Below are 16,540 nucleotides of genomic sequence, written 5' to 3'. Positions count from 1 at the left end.
CAAAACGCAATCCGTTTATTGAAGAAAGTAAACATTTTCATTATTAATATTTTAAAGATTTAGACAGATGACAAGTTTGTTAGTACTAGTTGTTTTAGTTTTAGTTTCAGTAGCCATCTGGCAACTCACAAAGATTTTTGATCTTACACAAGTTGGTGGTCAAACTGATAACTCTCAAGTTGCTAATGACAATGACAACAATGTAAATGGTTATTTGATGTTTGCTTTCTTAGTATTCATTTACTTAACTACAATATTTTGTGTTGTTAAATATGGCCATTTTCCTTTAATTGGAAATTCAGCATCAGAGCATGGTGTCGAAGTAGACCGATTGATGTGGATTTCTCTTATCTTAATTTTTATAGTGCAAACTATAACTCAAGCTCTTTTACACTATTTTTCTTTCAAATACAGAGGTAAAAAAGGAAATGTAGCTTTATATTTTGCAGACAACAATAAACTTGAAATGATATGGAGTATTATTCCTGCTGCAACTTTAGCCGGATTGATATTGTATGGTTTATATGCTTGGACCAATATCATGTTTGTTGATGAAGAAACTGAAAAGCCAATGGTTGTTGAAATTTATGCTAAACAATTTGGTTGGGAAGTTAGATATGCCGGTGAAGATAATATATTAGGTAAAGCAAATGTTCGTTATATTGAAGGTGTAAATACGTTAGGGATTGATTTAGCCGACCCAAATGCTCAAGACGATATTCAGGCCAATGAATTGCACTTACCAAAAGGAAAGAAAGTATTGTTTAAAATACGTTCTCAAGATGTTCTTCATTCCGCTTACATGCCGCATTTTAGAGCACAAATGAACTGCGTTCCTGGGATGGTCACTCAATTCGCTTTCACTCCTACTGTAACAACAGAAGAAATGCGAAACACTCCAGAAATTCAAGAAAAAGTTGCCAATATAAACAAAATTAGAGCTGAGAAAAGTGCTCAATTGATTGCTAAAAATCAAGAAGGTTTAGACCCTTATGTTTTTGATTATTTATTATTATGTAACAAAATTTGTGGTAAATCACACTATAACATGCAAATGAAGATTGTTGTAGAAACTCCATCTGAATTTAAAAAATGGTTGAGTGAAAAAACTACTGTTGCACAAACATTCAAAGCTCAAGAAGAACCTAAATCAGAAACAGAAACTCCTGTTGTTGATTCAACTGCAGTAGCTCAAGTTGTAATAAAATAAAAATTTAATCTAATATACGAATATGTCAGCACACGATCACGCACACGACCACGATCACGCACACGACCATGAGCATCATCATAAAGATACTTTTATAACCAAGTACATCTTTAGTATTGATCATAAAATGATTGCCAAACAATACCTTATTACAGGTTTGATAATGGGTATTATTGGAGTTGGGATGTCGTTGTTATTCAGAATGCAATTGGCTTGGCCCGAAGAGTCATTCAAAATATTCAATATTCTTTTAGGCGATAATTTTGCACCGGACGGTGTAATGCGAAATGATATTTACCTTGCTTTGGTAACCATACATGGTACAATCATGGTGTTTTTTGTATTAACAGCCGGATTAAGTGGTACATTTAGTAACCTTTTAATTCCATTACAAATTGGTGCTCGTGATATGGCCTCCGGTTTTATGAATATGATTTCATACTGGTTGTTCTTTTTATCAAGTGTTATTATGGTTATTTCTCTATTTGTAGAGTCAGGACCCGCTTCTGCAGGATGGACCATTTATCCTCCATTAAGTGCTTTGCCTCAAGCTATTCCTGGATCTGGAACAGGTATGACTTTGTGGTTAGTATCTATGGCCATCTTTATCGCTTCTTCATTAATGGGTTCATTAAATTATGTGGTAACTGTTATTAATTTGAGAACCAAAGGAATGTCTATGACAAGACTTCCCTTAACTATTTGGGCATTTTTTATAACTGCAATCATCGGAATAGTTTCTTTCCCTGTACTTTTATCAGCTGCTTTGTTACTTATTTTTGATAGAAGTTTTGGAACTTCATTCTTTTTATCAGATATTTTCATAGCCGGAGAAGTTTTACATTACCAAGGTGGTTCGCCAGTATTGTTTGAACATTTGTTTTGGTTCCTAGGTCACCCGGAAGTATATATTGTATTACTTCCTGCACTAGGTATCACATCAGAAATCATCGCAACCAATGCACGTAAACCTATATTTGGATACCGTGCCATGATTGCCTCTATTATTGCTATTGCTTTCCTTTCTACAATTGTTTGGGGTCACCATATGTTCGTGTCAGGGATGAATCCTTTCTTAGGTTCAGTATTTACTTTTACCACATTATTAATTGCAATTCCTTCTGCTGTTAAAGCGTTCAATTACATTACAACCTTGTGGAAAGGTAACTTACAATTAAACCCAGCCATGTTGTTTTCAATTGGATTAGTATCTACTTTCATTACAGGTGGATTAACAGGTATCATTTTAGGAGACAGCACATTAGATATTAACGTACATGACACCTATTTTGTTGTAGCTCACTTCCACCTAGTTATGGGTATTTCGGCTCTTTATGGAATGTTTGCCGGAATTTACCACTGGTTCCCAAGAATGTTTGGAAGAATGTTAAATAAAAACTTAGGATACGTTCACTTCTGGGTAACTGCTGTTTGTGCTTACGGGGTTTTCTTTCCAATGCACTTTATAGGTATGGCAGGTTTACCAAGAAGATATTATACCAATACGGCTTTTCCATTGTTTGATGATTTACAAAATGTAAATGTAATCATCACGATGTTTGCCCTCATTGGTGGTGCTTTCCAATTGGTATTCATATGGAATTTCTTCCACAGTATGTTCTATGGTAAAAAAGCCGAAATGAATCCATGGAAATCAAATACTTTAGAATGGACAGCCCCAGTAGAACATATTCATGGTAACTGGCCTGGTGCACTTCCTGAAGTTCACAGATGGCCTTACGATTACAGCAAGCCAGGGCATGATTCTGATTTTGTACCGCAAACGGTTCCGATGGGTCCTGATGAAGAACAATTACACCATTAAAATTCTAGATTATTAATTCATATTTAAAGTCCTTTCTTCTACTTAGAAAGGGCTTTTTTATTTATTTATCGTTTTATTTTTGAGGCAAAACATTTTCTATCTTTGCTTTATGAACGAATTTTTAGATCCAACCAATAAAGGATATAATCCTGAAGAGCTTGACTTAGAGAAAAAGCTAAGACCTTTATCTTTTGATGATTTCTCAGGTCAAGATCAAGTGCTAGAAAATTTAAAAGTATTTGTAGAAGCAGCCAACCTCAGAAATGAAGCATTAGATCATGCTTTATTCCACGGTCCACCGGGTTTAGGAAAAACTACATTAGCCAATATTTTAGCCAATGAATTAGGTGTGGGTATAAAAATAACATCCGGACCTGTTCTTGATAAACCGGGAGATTTAGCCGGTTTATTAACCAATCTCGACGAACGTGATGTGCTTTTTATTGACGAAATTCACCGTCTAAGTCCTATAGTAGAAGAGTATTTGTATTCGGCAATGGAGGATTTTAAAATAGATATCATGATTGAGTCTGGCCCTAACGCCAGAACGGTTCAAATTAATTTAAATCCGTTTACATTGGTTGGTGCCACAACACGGTCTGGTTTGTTGACTGCTCCTATGAGAGCTCGTTTTGGTATTCAAAGTAGATTACAGTATTACAATACCGAATTACTAACAACCATCGTTCAACGTAGTGCTTCAATTTTAAAAGTACCTATTTCTATGGAAGCAGCTATTGAAATTGCCGGAAGAAGTAGAGGGACTCCTCGTATAGCAAACGCATTGTTACGTAGAGTTCGCGATTTTGCACAAATCAAGGGAAATGGAAAAATTGACATTGAAATAGCAAAATATGCACTACAAGCTCTAAATGTTGATGCACATGGTTTGGATGAAATGGATAATAAAATCCTAACTACAATTATTGATAAATTTAAAGGAGGGCCAGTCGGGTTGTCAACTTTAGCGACAGCTGTTTCAGAAAGTGGCGAAACCATTGAAGAGGTCTATGAACCTTTTCTAATTCAAGAAGGTTTTATTATGCGAACACCCAGAGGAAGAGAAGTTACCGAGAAGGCCTACAAACATTTGGGTAAAATTAAAACCAATATTCAGGGCGGTCTTTTTTAATCGCAATCTTTTCATTCTAAAGAACAAGCAATCTTATTTGTTAAGTTTTGATACATAATGTAGAAAAAAACACTGCTTTTATAAAATCCGAAGCCAAACGCCTCGGTTTTCTTTCTTGTGGTATCTCCAAAGCCGGTTTCCTAAATGAAGAAGCCCCAAGACTCGAAAGCTGGCTTAACAAAAACAGGAACGGTCAAATGAGTTATATGGAAAATCATTTTGACAAACGTTTAGATCCTACTTTACTTGTTGATGGAGCTAAAAGCGTAATTTCTGTATTGCTGAATTATTTCCCATCCGAGTTTCAAATCCAAGAAAGTTATAAAATTTCTAAATATGCTTACGGACAAGATTATCATTTTGTCATCAAAGAAAAACTGAAAGAACTTTTACACTCTATACAAAATGAGATAGGTGAAGTGTCCGGAAGGGCTTTTGTTGATTCGGCACCTGTTTTAGATAAAGTTTGGGCTGCCAAAAGCGGTTTGGGTTGGATGGGAAAGAACTCCAATCTAATTACTCAAAAAGTAGGTTCATTCTATTTTATTGCCGAATTAATTGTGGATTTAGAATTAGAATACGATAACCCAACTACCGACCATTGTGGATCGTGTACGGCCTGTATAGATGCTTGTCCAACCGAAGCCATTGTTGCCCCGTATGTGGTGGACGGTAGCAAATGCATCTCTTATTTTACTATTGAATTAAAAGAAAATATTCCTACTGAGATGAAGGGCAAATTTGAGGATTGGATTTTTGGTTGCGATGTTTGCCAAGATGTTTGTCCTTGGAATCGTTTTTCAAAACCCCATAGCGAACCGCTTTTTCAAGCCAATCCCGAATTGCTCTCTTTCACCAAAAAGGATTGGGAAGAAATCACGGAAGATGTTTTCAAAAAAGTATTTAAAAACTCAGCGGTGAAACGAACCAAGTTGGAAGGGTTGAAAAGGAATGTGGCGTTTTTGAAGTAAGTTTATTTTTGGAAATCCATTTCAAAAAATTACAATAATTTCAAAATTTAACACCAAAAGAAATTCCTATAAAATTTCAATATTCCCATAACTCTCTTACCTTTGTGAGTCAAACATAGAAGAATCAAATTCATGCACAAAGACACCAAACGCAGAGAAGCCCTTTTATACCACGCCAAACCCAATCCGGGAAAGATTCAGGTGGTTCCTACCAAAAAATATGCTACCCAACGTGATTTGTCCTTGGCCTATTCGCCAGGTGTAGCAGAACCTTGTTTGGAAATCGCTAAAGATGTAAATAACGTTTATAAATATACCGCCAAAGGAAATTTGGTAGCTGTAATCTCCAATGGAACCGCTGTTTTAGGGCTTGGTGATATTGGTCCGGAAGCTTCAAAACCTGTAATGGAAGGTAAAGCATTGCTTTTCAAAATTTTTGCCGATATAGATGTGTTCGATATTGAAGTGGGAACCAAAGATATTGATGCTTTTATCGAAACGGTAAAAAATATTGCTCCCACTTTTGGAGGCATTAATTTAGAGGATATCAAAGCTCCCGAATCGTTTGAAATCGAACGCCGTTTGGTAGAAGAATTAAACATACCGGTCATGCATGATGATCAACATGGTACTGCAATTATTTCGTCGGCAGCATTATTAAATGCATTAGAATTGGCTAATAAAAAAGCAAATGATGTAAAAGTAGTGGTTTCAGGAGCAGGATCAGCAGCCTTAGCTTGTGCCAATTTATACCTCTTACTTGGTGTAAAACCCGAAAATATAATCATGTTTGACAAAGATGGTGTCCTGCATGCTGAAAGAACGGATTTGTCACCATTACAACATAAATATACATCCGGTAAAAAAGGAACAACTTTAGGTGAAGCCATGAAAGGAGCCGATGTTTTTCTAGGATTGTCTGCCGGAAACATTTTGACCCCAGAGATGCTACTCGATATGGCTCATGATCCCATAGTGTTTGCTATGGCAAACCCCGTTCCGGAGATTGATTACAATGTAGCTATTAATACGCGTGAAGATATTATCATGGCAACCGGTAGATCTGATCATCCCAATCAAGTAAATAACGTACTTGGTTTTCCTTATATTTTTAGAGGGGCTCTCGATGTTAGGGCAACCAAAATAAACGAGTCCATGAAAATGGCTGCTGTTTATGCTTTAGCAGAATTGGCTAAAATGCCAGTTCCGGAACAAGTAAATATTGCTTATGGTGAAACCAAATTAAATTTTGGACGTGATTACATCATACCCAAACCGTTTGATCCCAGATTGATTACGATTGTTGCTCCTGCTGTTGCCAAAGCAGCTATGGAATCTGGAGTGGCCCAAAACCCCATAACAGATTGGGAAAAATATGAAGAAGAACTTGCAGAACGTTTGGGGTCTGACAACAAAATGGTTCGATTGTTAGCCAATAGGGCCAAAACAGACCCAAAACGGATTGTTTTTGCAGAAGCTGATCATTTAGATGTATTGAAAGCAGCACAAATTGTCTTGGAAGAGGGGATTGGCAAGCCAATTTTACTTGGTAATAAAGAAATTATTTTAGAATTAAAAGAAGAAATTGGATTTGACGCAGAAGTTCAAATACTTGATCCGAAAACCAAAGAATGTGACGAGAAAAGATTGCAATATGCCAATACATACTGGGAAAGTCGAAAAAGAAAAGGGTTAACCCTGTTAGACGCTCAAAAGTGGATGCGTGAACGCAATTATTTTGCTGCTATGATGGTAAATGAAGGTGAAGCAGATGCTCTGGTAACCGGTTACTCCCGTAGTTATCCTTCTGTTGTAAAGCCTATAATGCACCTCATAGATAAAGCACCAGGCGTTTCAAGAATTGCAACTACCAATATGATGATGACCAATAGAGGTCCCATGTTTTTGTCTGATACGGCAATAAATGTAAATCCTACTGCAGACGACTTGGCTAAAATTGCGTTAATGACAGCAAAAACAGTTAGAATGTTCGGTTTGGTTCCCGTTATCGCTATGGTTTCTTTCTCTAATTTTGGTTCTTCAACTACCGAAAGTGCCTTAAAAGTAAGCCAAGCGGTTGCATACTTACATAAGTATTATCCGGATTTAATTGTTGATGGTGAAATTCAAACCGATTTTGCTTTGAATCCTGAGATGTTGAAAGCTAAATTTCCGTTCTCAAAGTTGGCCGGAAAAAAAGTCAATACTTTAATATTTCCAAATTTAGAATCGGCAAATATTAACTATAAAATGCTTAAAGAATTATATAAAGTAGATTCAATTGGGCCAATTATGTTAGGTTTAGATAAGCCGGTACATATTTTTCAACTAGGGGCGAGTGTTGAAGAAATGGTCAATATGGCAGCCGTAGCCGTAGTAGATGCTCAGGAAAAAGAAAAAAAATTCAAATCGATCAAAGTTAGTTTTTAACGTAATTTTTACATAAATCTAGATTAAATGATGTGTAATTCAAGATTTTTGTTACATTTGAAAATTAACACTTAGCTTTATGATCGCCCATATTCAAGGAAGATTGGTAGAAAAATCACCTACCGATGTAGTAATTGACTGCAACGGAGTGGGGTATCACTTACACATATCCTTGCACACCTTTACTTTACTCCCAAATACAGAAAATGTAAAGCTTTACACTCATCTTCAAATTAAAGAAGATGGACATTTTCTGTTTGGTTTTATGGAAAAATCAGAAAGAGAAATTTTTAAACTTCTAATTTCGGTTTCCGGAATAGGAGCAGGTATTGCCAGAACCATGTTATCTTCCATGGAACCCAAACAAATAATACAATCTATAGCATCTGGAAATGTAGCTGCTATACAGTCTATTAAAGGAATTGGGGCCAAAACAGCTCAAAGAGCAATTTTAGATCTTAAAGACAAAGTGTTAAAGGTTTTCGATTTAGATGAAGTTTCTTCTTTTTCAAACAATACAAACAAAGAAGAAGCGTTATCTGCTTTGGAAGTCTTAGGATTTAACAAAAAATTAGCAGAAAAAGTGGTTGAAAAAGTGGTAAACAATCAACCAGAAGCAACTGTTGAAACGATAATTAAATTAGCATTAAAAAACTTATAATACTTGAAAACAAAGTATCACTATACGCTTGCCCCATTACTAAAAATAAGTCTTTGGCTCATTTTTTTTAATGGATATATCGCATTAGCTCAAGAGGAACCTACCCCACAAGATACTGTAGGTTACAAGCAAGGTAAAATCAAATTAAATAATCCTCCAAGTATTGTATCGGCTTATACTTATGACCCGGTAACAGACAGATATATTTACAATAGTAAGTTTGGAGAATTTAATATTAATTATCCGGTAATACTCACGCCAAAAGAATATCAAGAGTTGGTAATGCGGGAGTCTATGAGAGCTTATTTTAAGCAAAAATTAGACGCAATTGAAGGTAAGAAAGCGGGATCCGAAGAGGCTAAAAAGGACTTATTGCCTAGATATTATGTGAATTCCGGTTTTTTTGAGACCATATTCGGTAGTAATACTATTGATGTACAACCCAGAGGTTCTGTAGAGATGGACTTGGGTGTTAGATATACCAAACAAGATAATCCCTCCTTTTCACCAAGAAACCGGGTGAATACTACATTTGATTTTGATCAAAGGATTAATATGAGCCTAACCGGGAAAGTAGGTACACGACTCAATGTGAATGCTCAATATGATACTCAATCTACTTATGCTTTTCAAAATTTAATAAAATTAGAATATGCTCCCGATGAAGATGCTATTCTGAAAGCACTAGAAATTGGTAACATAAGTATGCCATTGAACAACACTTTAATACGGGGTGCTCAAAGTTTATTTGGTGTAAAAGCACAATTACAATTTGGAAAAACAACAATAACCGGTATTTTTTCTGAGCAAAAATCACAAACTCGTGCTGTAACTGCCGAAGGCGGGGGTACAATCCAAGAGTTTCAACTTTTTGCTTTGGATTACGATGCCGATCGTCACTTTTTCTTATCGCAATTTTTCCGTAATCGATACGACGCATCGTTACGAAACTATCCTTTAATTGATAGCCGTGTGCAAATTACTCGTATTGAAGTATGGATAACTAATAGACAAAACCGAATCAATACGACACCGGAGGGAAATAATTTAAGAAATATCATCGCTTTACAAGATTTGGGTGAAGCTCAGTTTAACGGTTTTGATGATTCTGAGATTGTTGGTATCAATCCGATACCCCCCGGATTTTTCAATCAAGGACCTAATACGCCTTCTAACAACGCAAACAACGACTTTGATCCGGCATTAATTCAATCGGGTGGTGGTTTGTTAAATCCGGCAATTAGAGAAATTATTTCTGCCAATAATGGTTTCAATTACCAAGCTATTGAAGGCTTAGATTATTCCAAGTTAGAAAATGCCAGAAAATTAATGCCCAATGAATATACTTTTCATCCACAATTGGGCTACATCTCGCTTCAACAGCGTTTAGCCAATGATGAAGTAATTGCTGTTGCTTACCAGTATACTGTTGGAGATCAGGTATATCAAGTAGGTGAATTTGGAAATGATGGCGTAGAAGCTACAGTTGTAGATGCGGCAACCAATATTCCGGTTACACAGTGTTTGATTTTGAAAATGCTTAAAAGTAATTTAACGAATGTAGACAAACCCATTTGGAATTTGATGATGAAGAATATCTATCAAATACCTGGGGCTTTTCAGCTTACTCAAGAAGATTTCAGGTTCAATATTTTATACACAGATCCTTCACCTTTAAATTACATTACTCCGGCTGGAACACCTCCTTTACCTTTACCGGCCGATGTTACAGAAACACCTCTTTTAAAAGTGTTTAATGTAGATCGATTAAATTTTACCAATGATCCACAAGACGGTGGAGATGGTTTTTTTGACTTTATTCCGGGAACTACCATTGATGCTCAAAATGGACGTATTATCTTTACAACTGTAGAGCCCTTTGGAAAACATCTTTTTGAAAAGTTGAGAACATCAAACCCTTTAGAAGATTATGATAATACTACAACGGGTTACAACTCCAATCAAACAAAGTATGTATACAGAAGCATGTACAGAAGTACACAAGCTGCAGCTCTTCAAGATAGTGATAAGAACAAATTCTTACTACGAGGTAGATACAAATCAGAAGGCGGTGACGGTATATCCATTGGGGCATTTAATGTACCTAGAGGTTCTGTGGTTGTAACCGTTGGAGGAAGAACACTTGTTGAAGGGATTGATTATATTGTAAATTATCAATTTGGGAAAGTGCGAATTTTAGATCCGTCTTTACAAGCTTCCGGTGCTCCCATTAATATTTCGGTAGAGAATAATTCTGTTTTTGGTCAACAAACTAGAAGATTCATGGGTGTAAATGTAGACCATCAATTTTCTGAAAAGTTTCAAGTTGGTGCTACTCTTATTAAAATGACCGAAAGACCCTTTACTCAAAAATCAACATTTGGGCAAGAATCTGTAAACAATACTATTTTTGGTTTTAACGGGAATTACTCTACAGAAGTTCCGTTTTTAACTCGACTGGTTAATAAATTACCCAACATAGATACCGATGTTCCTTCCAATATATCTATAAGAGGGGAAGTGGCATTTTTACAACCGAATACACCAAAAGCCGATAATTTTCAAGGAGAATCCACATTGTATGTAGACGATTTTGAAGGTTCTCAAACTACAATAGACATGAAGTCATCCCTAGCATGGAGTTTGGCTAGTGTACCCGAAAGAACTCAAACGAGTACTTATGATTTCTTTGGAAATTCCAGTTCTTTACAGTATGGTTTCAGAAGAGCAAAGCTGTCTTGGTATACGGTTGATCCTATTTTTTATACAAGTCAACGGCCAGGCGGAATTTCAGATGCTGATATGGTGCTAAACCGAACCCGAAGAATTTTTATTGACGAAATTTTTCCGGTTACCGATATTGCACAAGGTCAACAAACGGTAATAAATACACTCGATTTAACCTATTACCCAAGAGAGAGAGGACCTTACAATTTTAATCCTTCGACTTCCCCGGATAATCAATTACCTAATCCGGAACAAAATTTTGGTGGGATAATGAGAGCAATAAATGCAACCAACTTTGAGCAAGGTAACGTAGAATACATTCAATTTTGGATGTTAGATCCCTATTTTGGTACCGATGAAACCCCTCAATCTAATACGGGTGAAATCTATTTTAACCTTGGAGAAATTTCGGAAGATGTTCTTAAAGATGGTAGAAAACAGTATGAAAACGGATTACCTGAAGCAGGTTCAAATCAACCAACGATACCAACAATTTGGGGTAAAGTACCAGCTTCGCAGTCACTTATATATGCATTTGACACCAACAATGCCAATAGAGCTGTACAAGATTTAGGTTTAGATGGAATAAACGATGAGGAAGAGGCTTCTCTTTTCCCATCATTTGCTTCATTTACAGACCCGGCAGCAGATAATTATGAGTTTTATCTGAGTACTTCCGGCAATGTGATACAACGCTACAAAAATTATAATGGCTTGGAGCGAAATTCTCCGGTTAACGTTACAGATAACAATCGAGGAAATTCAACCTTACCGGATGTTGAAGATATTAATCGGGATAACACCATGAATACGATTAATGCTTACTATGAGTACAAGATAAATGTTACTCCCAATATGACAGTGGGAGAAAATTATATTACCGATATAAGAGAGTTGCCATCAAGACCTCAAGGTTCCGGAAGTTTACCTTTGCCACCGGCACGTTGGTTACAATTTAAAATTCCGGTAACGCAATTTGATAATAAAATAGGAAGTATTTCTGATTTTAGGTCAATTCGTTTTATGAGAATGTTTATGACCGGTTTTAGCGAAGAAATCACACTTCGATTTGGTGTTCTTGAATTAGTTAGAGGTGAATGGAGAAGGTTTTTAGGGGCTTTAGATCCTAATGAAACTCCTCAACAAGATGAAGAGGACAACACCGGATTTGATGTGCTTTCTGTAAATGTTCAGGAAAATAGTAATCGTACCCCTATAAACTACGTGTTGCCACCCGGAGTAAGACGCGAACAACTTTTTAATAATAATACAGTCATAAATCAAAATGAGCAGTCTCTTTCTTTACGTGTAAGTAAAAGAAATTCAAGCTTACCCGGAGGTTTGGAACCCGAAGATTCAAGAGCTGTTTTTAAAAACCTTGAGGTTGATTTAAGACAGTTTGAAAAATTAAAAATGTTTATTCATGCTGAAGCAATAGAGAATAATTTAGACCCAAATAGACTTCAAGATGATGAAATGATTGCATTCATTCGTTTTGGAAATGATTTTACACAAAACTTTTATCAAGTTGAGATTCCATTAAAGGTAACCCCACACGGCACAACTATTGCCGAAGAAATTTGGCCCGAAGCAAATGAGATTGATTTAAAATTAGCTCTATTAACCAAGTTAAAAGTACTTTCAATTACCGGATCAAATCCAAATCCGGATGAAATTTACTTTTTAAATGAAGAAGAGTTAGATCCTTCTGCGGCCGGAAAACCCAACAAACTTCGTTTAGGAATCAAAGGAAATCCCAATTTTGGTTTGGTAAGAACTTTAATGTTGGGATTACGAAACAGTAAAACAGGACAAGTAGAGTTGAACAGTATCAGAGGTGAAGTTTGGTTTAATGAGCTTCGTGTAGCAGGATTAAAAAACAAAGCCGGTATGGCAGCAGTTATGAATATTGATGCCAACGCAGCCGATTTTGCTACAGTTTCAGCAACCGGAAGAATGAGTACTATCGGATTTGGCACACTAGAACAAGGAGTGAATGAAAGAAGTCGGGAAGATATGCAACAATACGATATTGTAACCAACTTGAATCTTGGAAAGTTATTACCCAAAAAATGGGCTATAACTCTACCTTTCAATTACGCAGTTGGAGAACAAACCATTACTCCTGAATACGACCCATTTAATCAAGACATCAGATTAGACCAATTGCTTTCGGTTACAGAGAATGCTGCAGAAAGAGAAAACATTGAACGACGTGCCATAGATTACACCAAACGTAAAAGTATCAACTTTATTGGGGTTAAAAAAGATAGAGGTCCAGACCAAAAAGCCCGTGTTTATGATGTTGAAAATTTAACTTTATCTCACTCTTTTAATGAAGTTGAAAGACATAATTATGAAATCGAAGATTTTATAGACCAGCAAACGCGTACCGCTGTTGATTATACCTATGCTTTTCAATCAAAACCCATTGAACCTCTAAAAAGTGCTAAGTTTATCAGCAAGTCTAAATATTGGCAGTTGTTACGTGATTTTAATTTCAATTATTTGCCAACTAATATTAACTTTAGTTCCAATATTATCAGACAATACAACAGACAACAATTTAGACAAGTAGATGTAGAAGGTATTGCATTAGATCCATTATATCGCAGAAATTACTTGTTTAATTACCAATATGGATTTAATTACAATTTAACCAAATCGTTAAAATTGAATTACACAGCAAACCGAAGTAATATTGTTAGAAGTTATATCGGTGAAGATGGTTCTGTGGACGATTCAGATCGAATTTTTGATAATTATTGGGATATTGGTTTGCCGGATCAGCACAATCAACAATTAATCGTAAATTACGACTTGCCATTGAGCAAGTTACCCTTTTTAAGTTTCTTAAAATCCAATTATTCTTATACCGGTACTTACAGTTGGCAACGTTCATCATTGGCCTTGTCTTCTGTTGAAACCGAGGAAGGTATTATTTACGATCTAGGGAATACAGTTCAAAATTCGGGTTCTCATCGACTGAACACCACATTAAATATGGATTTGTTTTACAAATACATTGGGTTAACAAAGAGTTCAGCCAAACCCAAGCAACCCGTAAGAACCGCACCTCCAAAACCAGGGGAAAAAATTACAAGTACTCGTCAGCCTCAGCAAAATCAAGGCAATGTGTTTTTAGATGGATTAATTGGAGTTTTAACATCTGTAAAGAATATTCAAATTAATTATACTCAAAACGAAGGGACTGTTTTGCCCGGATATACTCAATCGCTTGGTTTTCTTGGGACTTCTAGGCCTACCATGGGGTTTGTGTTTGGCTTACAAGACGATGTGCGTTTTGAAGCTGCACGAAGAGGTTGGCTAACCGTATTTCCGGATTTTAACCAAAGTTATACACAAGTAGTAACCAAACAATTGAATGCTACGGCAAAAGTTGATTTGTTTCCTGATTTTACTATTGACTTAACTGCAGATCGTAATTATTTAGAAAATTATTCCGAACAATACGATATTACAGATGGGCAATACAATTCAAGATCACCCTACACTACAGGTAATTATTCTATTTCTACGTCATTAATAAAAACCGCATTCAAAAAGAGTGATGAGTTTTCTTCTGAAGCATTTCAAGATTTTAGAGACAACCGTTTAGAGATTGCAAATCGTTTAGCCGAAAGATATTACATTGGAGAGATCCCTAGAGTTACAGACCCAACCAATCCAAATTTTGGTTTTCCGGTAGGTTTCGGTCGAAACAGTCAAGCGGTATTAATACCTTCATTCTTGGCGGCTTATTCCGGCAAAAGTGCTTCTGATGTTTCTTTAGGCATTTTTAGAGATGTTCCTATTCCAAATTGGAATATCAAATACAATGGTTTAATGCGATACAAGTTTTTTAAAGACCGATTTAAGCGTTTTTCATTACAACACAGCTACAAAGCGGCTTATACCATTAATGCATTCAGATCAAATTTTGAATACGATAGAGCTCCAAACCAACTTGACCAAGCCGGAAACTTTTTTAATAAAACATTAGTCCAAAATGTCAATTTGGTAGAACAATTTAATCCTTTGATCCGTATGGATTTTGAAATGAAAAATTCGTTTAGAGTTGGAGCAGAATTGAAAAAAGACAGAGCCTTATCGATGAGTTTTGACAACAATCTTTTAACAGAGGTTAAAGGAGTTGAGTATGTGCTTGGATTTGGATATAGAATTAAAGACGTAACCATAAATTCAGCTTTAGCGGATAATCCACAAGGTGTTATAAAAAGTGATATCAACTTACGTATAGATTTTAACTTTAGAGATAATAAAACCATTGTTCGTTATTTGGATTATGATAACAACCAATTGGCTGGAGGCCAAAACATTTGGTCTGCAAAGCTTAATGCAGATTACATGTTCAGTAAAAATTTGACAGCCATTTTTTATTACGACCATACTTTTTCTAAGGCGGTTATTTCAACAGCGTTCCCATTAACCAATATTAGAGCAGGATTTACTCTTAGATATACTTTTGGAAATTAATAAAAAATAATATGCGTTTTTTTTTCAAAATAAGTCCATAAAAATTACATTTGCTGAAACAAACAAGGATCATGAATATACCATCAAATTTAAAGTATACCAAAGACCACGAATGGGTGAGTTTAGAAGGTGAAATTGCTACTGTAGGCATCACTGATTTTGCACAAAAAGAATTAGGAGATATCGTTTATGTTGAAGTTGAAACATTGGATCAAACTTTAGAAAAAGACGAAGTTTTTGGTACGGTTGAGGCTGTAAAAACAGTATCCGATTTGTTTTTGCCTTTAGCAGGTGAAATTATTGAGTTCAATGATGAGTTGGAGTCAAACCCTGAAAATGTAAACAACGATCCTTATGGCAAAGGATGGATGGTTAAAGTGAAAGTTTCAGATTTATCAGAGTTTGATTCTTTATTAGATAGTGACGCATACAGACAACTAATAGGTGCCTAGAACAGTCCGATTTGTTTTACTCTTTATTTGGCTTTTAGTAATTACTACTACAAGTTTGATTAGTGTAAACAAATGGTCATCGGTTACAGTTCCTCATTTAGACAAAGCAGTTCATTTTTTTTATTATTTTGTATTAACCTTCATGTTTTTTGGGGTTTTTAATTTTCCTAAAAATACAAAGAGAGAATGGAGACTAGCAGTTGTCTTTGCTGTTTTTTATGGCATAATTATTGAGGTTATGCAAGGAGTGTTACCCATTGACAGAAGTCCGCAAGGATTGGATGTTGTAGCAAATGCCTTAGGTAGTCTTACGGCTTGGTTTTTAGGAATCCGTATGCCCAAAAGGTTAAATTTTAAAAAATAATTTTTAGATTTTCGATAAATATTTATATTAGCATTTCAAAAACAGAAATATGGAACCAAAAAAGAATCCTAATGTAGACCCAAGACGAAATAGTTTACTCTATTTTCAATTAGGTTTGGCCGCAATTGCAGCATTATCTTATCTTGCAATTGAACTTAAAACATATGAGAAAGATTTGTCAGGGCTTACACAAAAGGTTGACAATAGCTTCTTAGATGAAGACGTGCCGGTAACAATGCAATTAAACACGCCACCACCACCACCGCCACCA

General features: G+C 35.7%; 9 protein-coding genes and 1 pseudogene. All 10 read left to right on the top strand.

The features are described 5' to 3' along the window. The first annotated feature begins 67 nt into the window (after nt 1-67). Nucleotides 68-1,210 (top strand): cytochrome c oxidase subunit II, encoded by a 1,143-nt coding sequence (locus V7M80_RS12960; protein WP_333696762.1) that lies wholly within the window; start codon nt 68-70, stop codon nt 1,208-1,210. A 22-nt stretch (nt 1,211-1,232) separates the two neighbouring features. Then, nucleotides 1,233-3,035 (top strand): cytochrome c oxidase subunit I, encoded by a 1,803-nt coding sequence (locus V7M80_RS12955; protein ID WP_333696760.1) that lies wholly within the window; start codon nt 1,233-1,235, stop codon nt 3,033-3,035. Between the two features lie 109 nt (nt 3,036-3,144). After that, entirely contained in the window at nt 3,145-4,167 is a 1,023-nt protein-coding gene (ruvB, locus tag V7M80_RS12950; protein WP_333696758.1) for a Holliday junction branch migration DNA helicase RuvB, read from the top strand. Nucleotides 4,168-4,214: 47 nt separating this feature from the next. Then, nucleotides 4,215-5,138, top strand: coding sequence for a tRNA epoxyqueuosine(34) reductase QueG (gene queG / locus V7M80_RS12945; protein WP_333696757.1), 924 nt, complete (start codon nt 4,215-4,217; stop codon nt 5,136-5,138). Nucleotides 5,139-5,270: 132 nt separating this feature from the next. Further along, nucleotides 5,271-7,568, top strand: coding sequence for an NADP-dependent malic enzyme (locus V7M80_RS12940; RefSeq protein WP_333696756.1), 2,298 nt, complete (start codon nt 5,271-5,273; stop codon nt 7,566-7,568). Between the two features lie 79 nt (nt 7,569-7,647). Then, on the top strand, nt 7,648-8,229 hold the full coding sequence (ruvA, locus tag V7M80_RS12935; protein ID WP_333696754.1) for a Holliday junction branch migration protein RuvA: 582 nt from the start codon (nt 7,648-7,650) through the stop codon (nt 8,227-8,229). Nucleotides 8,230-8,232: 3 nt separating this feature from the next. After that, the gene (gene sov, locus V7M80_RS12930) at nt 8,233-15,453 is read left to right on the top strand and encodes a T9SS outer membrane translocon Sov/SprA (RefSeq protein ID WP_333696753.1); all 7,221 of its coding nucleotides are present in this window, start codon (nt 8,233-8,235) and stop codon (nt 15,451-15,453) included. Nucleotides 15,454-15,524: 71 nt separating this feature from the next. After that, nucleotides 15,525-15,905: a glycine cleavage system protein GcvH gene (gene gcvH, locus V7M80_RS12925; RefSeq protein ID WP_333696752.1), complete on the top strand. Its 381-nt coding sequence runs from the start codon at nt 15,525-15,527 to the stop codon at nt 15,903-15,905. After that, nucleotides 15,898-16,269, top strand: a complete 372-nt coding sequence (locus V7M80_RS12920) for a VanZ family protein (protein ID WP_333696751.1) — start codon at nt 15,898-15,900, stop codon at nt 16,267-16,269. The genes gcvH and V7M80_RS12920 overlap by 8 nt, the downstream gene beginning before the upstream one ends. Before the next feature lie 49 nt (nt 16,270-16,318). Continuing rightward, nucleotides 16,319-16,540, top strand: a pseudogene (locus tag V7M80_RS12915) (energy transducer TonB); the annotation flags it as partial.

The organism is Flavobacterium sp., assembly GCF_036759525.1.
Lineage (GTDB): Bacteria > Bacteroidota > Bacteroidia > Flavobacteriales > Flavobacteriaceae > Flavobacterium.
The sequence above is the reverse complement of the archived record's forward strand: the minus strand, read 5'-3'. Positions and strand labels throughout refer to the sequence as shown.

What these genes read in the sequence shown, in the direction of transcription:
- V7M80_RS12960 (WP_333696762.1), top strand. Translation starts at nt 68, where the DNA reads ATGACAAGTTTGTTAGTACTAGTTGTTTTAGTTTTAGTTTCAGTAGCC.
- V7M80_RS12955 (WP_333696760.1), top strand. Translation starts at nt 1,233, where the DNA reads ATGTCAGCACACGATCACGCACACGACCACGATCACGCACACGACCAT.
- ruvB (WP_333696758.1), top strand. Translation starts at nt 3,145, where the DNA reads ATGAACGAATTTTTAGATCCAACCAATAAAGGATATAATCCTGAAGAG.
- V7M80_RS12940 (WP_333696756.1), top strand. Translation starts at nt 5,271, where the DNA reads ATGCACAAAGACACCAAACGCAGAGAAGCCCTTTTATACCACGCCAAA.
- ruvA (WP_333696754.1), top strand. Translation starts at nt 7,648, where the DNA reads ATGATCGCCCATATTCAAGGAAGATTGGTAGAAAAATCACCTACCGAT.
- gcvH (WP_333696752.1), top strand. Translation starts at nt 15,525, where the DNA reads ATGAATATACCATCAAATTTAAAGTATACCAAAGACCACGAATGGGTG.